The sequence below is a fragment of the Halomonas sp. KAO genome (genome assembly GCF_015595025.1).
Classification (GTDB): domain Bacteria; phylum Pseudomonadota; class Gammaproteobacteria; order Pseudomonadales; family Halomonadaceae; genus Halomonas.
The window spans coordinates 489,308-496,766 of the sequence record NZ_JADNRL010000019.1 but is presented as its reverse complement, the minus strand read 5'-3'; the positions used below and the strand labels follow the sequence as shown (position 1 = coordinate 496,766).

Genomic DNA, 7,459 nt, shown 5'->3' with positions numbered 1-7,459 from the left:
ACAGCAGCAGCAGCGATGCCATCAACGGCAGCCAGCTGCAGGCAGCGGGCGACAGCCTGGCCAGCAACGTGCTGGGTGGCGATGCCGATTACACCGGCAACGACTTCACCATGAGTGACGTGGGCGGTACTGGCGAGAGCACCATCGATGACGCCATCCGCTCGGCCAACAGCGCGGCCACTGCGGGCTGGGACATCAGCGCTCAGGGCAGCAACCCGACCAATGTGGGGCCGAACGACAGCGTTGATCTGAAAAACAGTGACGGCAATATCGAGGTCAGCAAGACTGCCGCCGACAACAACGTCACCTTTGATCTGGCCGATAACATTGATGTTGCCAGCGTGACCGCCGATGACGGCGCCGGCAATGTCACCGAAGTGACTGCAACCGGCACCAGTGTCACCGATGGCACCAACAGCACCGCCTACGGCGTCGACGGCATGACCATTGCGGGTGGCCCGAGTGTCACCACCAGTGGCATCGATGCCGGTGATCAGGTGATTGCCAACGTGGCCGACGGCGTGGCCGACACCGATGCGGTCAATGTCAGCCAGCTGACCAGTCTTGCGGATACCCCGCTGACCTTTGCCGGTGATGCCGGCAGCAACGTCGAGCGCAAGCTCGGGGAAACGGTGAACCTGGTTGGCGGCGAGACTGACACGACCGCTCTGGTCAATGGCAATATCGGCGTGGTCGCCGACGGTAGCGACACCCTATCGATCCAGCTGGCCAAGAACATCGATCTGGGTGATACCGGCAGCGTGACCACCGGCGACACCGTGATGAACGACGACGGGGTGACCGTCGACGACGGCGCCGGCAGCACCACCGAGGTGGGCGCGGGGAGCATCAGCGTGGCCGGTGCTGGCAACAGCATCACTCTCGATGGCAGTGCCGGTGACATCACGGGCCTGACCAACACCGACCTCGATGGCGGTGACTTCGCCCAAGCGGGACGTGCGGCCACCGAGGAGCAGCTGAGCCTGGTCAATCAGACTGCCAACGCCGGCTGGAACCTGAGCGGCTCCGGCGCCGATCAGGTGAACATCGGGCCGAACGGCGCGGTGGACTTCCAGGGCGACAGCAACATCAGCGTGGCGCAGAACGGCCAGGAGGATAACGGTCAGATCGACATTACCCTGAACCCTGACCTGAATGTAGATAGCGTGACCGCGGGCAATAGCGTGCTCGACACCGATGGTCTGGTGGTCAACGACAGCGCCGCGAACCCGACGGCCACCACCACGGTAGCAGCGGGTACGATCACGCTGGCGGCGAACCCGACCACGGGCCCGGCCAACGAGATCGTAGTTGATGCCAATAGCGGCACTATCGGGGGGTTGACCAACACGTCCTTCGACCCGGACAGCTTCACCAGCGGCCAGGCCGCGACGGAGGACCAACTGGGTCAGGTATACACAGTGGCCAACGCCGGCTGGAACTTGTCGGTGGATGGTGAGGGTGCCCTGGCAGACGGTAGCAACAACGTCGGTCCCAATGGGGTGGTGGACTTCACCAGCGAGGACGGCAACGTCATTATCAACCGCGATGGCACCAATCTGGCGTTCAACCTGGCCGATAGTATCACCCTGGGTGATGGCGATACCGCGATCAACGTGGATGGCGAGAAGGGCGAGATTGGCGTCGGAGATACCATCGTGAATGGAGGCGGTGTCAGCGTTGGCGATAATGTGACTCTGAGTGATGCCGGGCTTGAGATTGCCGGTGGGCCGAGCGTCACGGCTGGTGGCATTGACGCGGGCGATCGCAAGATCACCGGTGTGGCCGACGGCGATGTAAGCAGCACCAGCACCGATGCCATCAATGGTGGCCAGCTGTATGAGGTGCAGCAGGTCGCCAATGCCGGCTGGAACCTGACCGGTTCCGGTGTCGACCAGGTGAACATCGGGCCGAACGGCGCGGTGGACTTCCAGGGCGACAGCAATATCAGCGTGGCACAGAGCGGTGAGAATGATGCGGGGGTGATCGAAGTCGCGCTGAACGACACCATCACCCTGGGCGAAAACGAGAATGCCATCACCGTAGACGGTACTGACGGCAGCATTACCACCGGTGGAACCACCATGGATGGTGACGGCCTTACCGTCGACGATGGTACCAACAGTACCGATTATGGTGCTGATGGCATGACCATTGCTGGCGGCCCGAGCGTCACCATTGGGGGTATTGATGCTGGCGGCATGCAGATCACTAACGTGGGTAGTGGCCTGGGTGGCCAGTCGTTGGATCAGATCAGCGGTAGTGACCTGATGAACGCCGTGAATGTGGGCGATCTTAAGCAGGTGGCTGGTGATATCGGTGACGAAGTGGCAGCGGCCAAGACCGAAGTCACGCAAGGCAAGAACATCAAGGTCACCGAAACGACTGGTGCAAATGGTGAAAGCGTCTACGAGGTAGCCACGTCGGACGAGGTAGAGTTCGACAAGGTGGACGTGGGCTCCGTCACCATCGACAAGGACAACGTCGATGACGAGGGCAACACCATCATTGCCGGTGTCGGCAAGGGTGACATCAGTGAAGGCAGCACCGATGCGGTCAACGGCAGCCAGCTGCACGGCGTCAAGGAGGAGATTGGCGACATCAACACCTCGCTGGATGGCGGCATGGACTTCGCCGCCGACGACGGCGAGGCCGTAAACCGCAAGCTGGGTGATACCGTGCGCATCGACGGTGATGGAGAGAACATCTCTACACAAACCACCGATAAAGGGGTGCAGGTATCGCTGAGTCAGGAGCTGAATGTCGATAGCGTGACCACCGGTAACACCACGGTGAGTAACGACGGCGTGAAGATCGAGGGTGGCCCGAGCATGACTACCAAAGGCATTGATGGTGGTGGCATGCGGATCACCAATGTGGCACCTGGTGTCGATGCCAACGATGCGGTGAATGTTGGTCAGATGCAGGAGCTCAACCAGCGCTTCGCTCAAGAGATCAACAAGGTCCACGGGCGCATCAGTGATGTGGAAGATAGCGCGAACGCTGGTACGGCGAGTGCCCTTGCCGCGGCTACCGTTCCCCAGGCCTGGATGCCCGGCAAGAGCATGGTGGGCGTGGGTGCCGGTACCTACGAGGGCGAGTCTGCTGTATCGGTAGGCGTATCGCGTCTCTCGGACAATGGCCGTTGGGTCATCCAGGGCAAGGTGACGGGTGACTCTCAGAGTAACTTTGGTGCGGGCATCGGCGCTGGCTGGCACTGGTAAGGAGACAAACGTGAAAGTAATGAGCTCATCTGCACTGCTCAAGGCGGCCCTTGGGGCCGCCGGTATTGCCAGCCTGGCAATGGTCGCGGGCTGTGCCAGCCCGCCGAACAACGACCGCACAGACATCCGTGAAGCGGGAGATGGCTTTCCGGCGCTGAATGATAACTGGCATGATGGCGGTCGCTTCGTCGAACCGCGGAACATCCTGCGCATTCGCGAGGGGCAGACCAAGGACCAGGTGCGTCAACTGATCGGCAGCCCCCAGTTCAGCGAAGGTTTCTTCGGCGTTCGCGCGTGGAACTACGTCTTCAATCTGTATACGGGTGAAGAGGGCGGGGAGTACCTCACCTGCCAGTATCAGGTCGATTTCGATGATGATATGGCGCTGGAGGACTCCAGCTGGCGAGATATGCAGTGTCCTGAACTGTTGGTGCCAACGAAGGTGGCGGAAGACGAGACGCTGGTACTCTCGGGTGATGTGCTGTTCGATTTTGACAGCGCCCAGTTGACCCTTGAAGGGCGCCGTGCCCTGGAGCGCGTGGCCCAGTCTGCCAAGGACAAGTTCACATCCCCCGGGATGATGATCGTGGGCTATACCGACCGCTTCGGCAGCGCAGCGTATAATCAGGAGCTTTCGCAGTCGCGGTCCGATAGCGTGGCCGACTATCTCTCCACTCAGGGGATTTCGCGTGGCGATATTCGCACCGCGGGACGTGGCGAGGCCGACCCGGTGGTGGAGTGCCCCGGGGCCAGGGCGACGCCGAGCGTCACCGAATGTCTGCGGCCCAACCGCCGTGTGGAAATCACCACTCGCGAGCTGGCAGAAGGCTGACCTCTGCTGTCGCCGACAGTGAGTCAACGCATAATCAGATAGGCAAGGTAGTGTAATGACTAAACGACACAGCCGCCAAAAGGATAGCGCTCAGGACATCGAGTCTCAGGGCGAAACCGAGTCCGAGAGCGTGAATATGGAGGCGAAGGAGCAAGCGGATACACCCTCGGTGACCATCGATGGGGTAGCGTACACCCTGGAAAGCCTGGGGGATCAGGGGCGTGAACAGCTGCAGAATCTCCGGGTTACCGACCAGGAGATACGCCGGTTGCAGGACCAGCTGGCCATCATGCAGACGGCGCGTAATACCTATGCCCGTATACTGGGTGATGTGGTCAAGAGTGTGGCGCCACAGGCATGACCGCGTAGCGATGATGGCTCGTGGGATCTGAGCTTTTGCATTCCGCATTATCTTTGACCTACCCGGCATGTCTGGCATGCCGGGTTTTCCTTGGTGTCGCTAATCAATGGTTATTGATTCATGAAAGCAAAGATTTGGCTGGGAATTGTGCTGCTGAGCGGCAGCACACTGATATATGCCGACTACAATGCTGGGCTGGCCGAGTTTCGGCAGAGAAATTTCGCCTCGGCGGTGCATGAGTGGAGAGAAGCCGCAGAGCAGGGCGAAGGCCAGTCACAGTTTGCGCTGGGCCAGATGTTCGAGAACGGTACCGGCGTTCGAGAAAGTCTGGACGAAGCCTACAAGTGGTATCGGCTGGCGGCTGACAATGACGTGCTCGAGGCCCAGGTCAGGATGGCCGAGCTGTTCTTGAGCGAAAGCATCGACGGTCGCGGACCGGCGGATGCCGTGGAGTGGCTGGAGCGTGCGGCACAGTCCGGCCACGCCGGGGCCCAGTTTCAGTTGGGGCTGATGTATCTGGAAGGGTTTGGCGTTGGAGAGGACGCCACCGTGGCAGCACGCTGGTTTGAGCAGGCGGCTGATCAGGGGCATGCCCCTGCGCAGAACAATATCGGCAGCCTCTACGAGAACGGTCGCGGCGTTGAGCAGGATTTTACTCGCGCCTTCGATTACTTCAATCAGGCGGCCCGACAGGGCGACGCCATGGCGCAGAGTAACCTGGGTGCCCTCTATGCCCGGGGGCGTGGCGTGGAGGCCAATCACGCCTGGGCGGTGTTCTGGTTTGCCAACGCAGCGCGCAATGGTAATGAAGTGGCCAAGGAGAATATTCAAGCTAGCCTGCCTAACCTCCAGAAAAAAGAGGTTGTGGGCTCTCGTGTGAATATTCGATCTGGTGCCGGAACGGATAACGCGCGGATAACGCAGCTGACACGGGGAACCGTGGTCTACGTGTTGGGAGAAGGCGAGGGCTGGAGCCAGATTTACTTCGAGAAGAATGGCGAACCGATGTTGGGCTGGGTCGCCACACGGCTGGTTCAGTAAGCCACGGGGTTCTGGCCTCTTCAGTCTGGCCTGACGCCCGGCCGCGTGCCAGAATCATCGGCTGACCTGGACACCGAGCCGCCGGCACAGGCGGCCGCCGAGAGAAGAAGAGAAGAGGACAGCATGCCCGAGTATCGTTCCCGCACCACCACCGCCGGCCGCAACATGGCCGGCGCCCGCGCCCTGTGGCGCGCCACCGGCATGAAGGACGAGGACTTCCACAAGCCGATCATCGCCGTGGCCAACTCCTTCACCCAGTTCGTGCCGGGGCATGTGCACCTGAAGGACATGGGGCAGCTGGTGGCCCGGGAGATCGAGAAGGCCGGCGGGGTGGCCAAGGAGTTCAACACCATCGCCGTGGACGACGGCATCGCGATGGGCCACGACGGCATGCTCTATTCGCTGCCGAGTCGCGACCTGATCGCCGACAGCGTCGAGTACATGGTCAACGCCCACTGCGCCGATGCCCTGGTGTGCATCTCCAACTGCGACAAGATCACCCCGGGGATGCTGATGGCCGCCATGCGCCTCAACGTGCCGGTGATCTTCGTCTCCGGCGGCCCCATGGAGGCTGGCAAGACCAAGCTGCTCGACCATGGCCTGGACCTGGTCGACGCCATGGTGATGGCCGCCGACGACAGCGTCGATGACGAGACACTCGCCGAGATCGAGCGCAGCGCCTGCCCTACCTGCGGCTCCTGCTCCGGCATGTTCACCGCCAACTCCATGAACTGTCTGATGGAGGCGCTGGGCCTGGCGCTGCCGGGCAACGGGACCGTGGTGGCCACCCATGCCGACCGTCGTCGCCTGTTCGAGAATGCCGGTCACCGCATCGTCGAGCTGGCCAAACGCTATTACGAGAATGAGGAGGCGCACCTGCTGCCCCGTGCCATCGGTGCCAAGGCGGCGTTCAGGAACGCCATGACCCTGGATATCGCCATGGGCGGCTCCACCAACACCATCCTGCACCTGCTGGCCGCCGCCCAGGAGGCCGAGATCGATTTCGACATGACCGATATAGACCGTCTGTCGCGGGAGGTACCGCAGTTGTGCAAGGTGGCGCCGAACACCCAGAAGTATCACATCGAAGATGTGCACCGGGCCGGCGGCATCATGGCCATCCTCGGCGAGCTCGACCGTGCCGGGGTGCTGGATACCCGCGTGCCCACCGTCTACGGCGATAGCCTGGCCGAGGCGCTCGAGGAGTGGGACATCATGCGCTCGCCGAGCCCCGAGGTGGTGGAGTTCTTCAAGGCCGGCCCCGGCGGGGTGCCGACCCAGGTGGCCTTCTCCCAGAGTGCTCGCTGGCCGAGCCTCGACGGCGACCGTGCCACCGGCTGTATCCGCGATCTCGACCATGCCTTCTCCCGGGAGGGCGGCCTGGCCGTGCTCAAGGGCAACATCGCCGTCGACGGCTGCGTGGTGAAGACCGCCGGCGTTGACGAGTCGATTTTGGTCTTCGAGGGGCCGGCCCATGTGGTGGAGTCCCAGGACCAGGCGGTGGCAGACATCCTTGCCGACCGGGTCAGCGAGGGCGACGTGGTGGTGATCCGCTACGAGGGTCCCAAGGGCGGTCCCGGCATGCAGGAGATGCTCTACCCGACCAGCTACCTGAAATCCAAGGGCCTGGGCAAGGCGTGTGCGCTGCTTACCGATGGCCGTTTCTCCGGGGGTACCTCGGGGCTCTCCATCGGCCACGTCTCACCGGAAGCTGCCGCCGGCGGCGCCATCGGCCTAATCGAGCAGGGAGATATCATCCAGATCGATATTCCCAACCGTGGGATCAACGTCAAGCTCAGCGATGAGGAGCTGGCCAGTCGCCGTGCGGCCATGGAGGCGAAAGGCACAGATGCCTGGAAGCCGGTTATCCAGCGCGACCGCAAGGTCACCGCGGCGCTCAAGGCCTATGCACTGCTCGCCACCTCTGCCGACAAGGGCGCGGTACGCGACCTGAGCAAGCTCGACTGAACCACCCCACGACGCCCCGGCCCCGGCCGGGGC

Annotated in this window: 5 protein-coding genes; all 5 read left to right on the top strand. The window is 62.3% G+C overall.

Translation table 11 applies throughout. The features are described from left to right. On the top strand, positions 1-3,224 hold a 3,224-nt coding region (locus IOC61_RS08510), incomplete at its 5' end, for a YadA-like family protein (protein WP_195688412.1). 19 nt (positions 3,225-3,243) lie between these two features. Next, positions 3,244-4,056 carry an OmpA family protein gene (locus IOC61_RS08505; protein ID WP_195688411.1) on the top strand — a complete coding sequence of 271 codons (813 nt, stop codon included), beginning with the start codon at positions 3,244-3,246 and terminating at the stop codon, positions 4,054-4,056. Positions 4,057-4,111: 55 nt separating this feature from the next. Beyond that, positions 4,112-4,417 (top strand): DUF6447 family protein, encoded by a 306-nt coding sequence (locus tag IOC61_RS08500; RefSeq protein WP_229333003.1) that lies wholly within the window; start codon positions 4,112-4,114, stop codon positions 4,415-4,417. Positions 4,418-4,537: 120 nt separating this feature from the next. Next, the gene (locus tag IOC61_RS08495; protein ID WP_195688410.1) at positions 4,538-5,458 is read left to right on the top strand and encodes an SH3 domain-containing protein; all 921 of its coding nucleotides are present in this window, start codon (positions 4,538-4,540) and stop codon (positions 5,456-5,458) included. Positions 5,459-5,581: 123 nt separating this feature from the next. Continuing rightward, entirely contained in the window at positions 5,582-7,426 is a 1,845-nt protein-coding gene (gene ilvD / locus IOC61_RS08490) for a dihydroxy-acid dehydratase (RefSeq protein ID WP_195688409.1), read from the top strand. Positions 7,427-7,459: the final 33 nt, after the last annotated feature.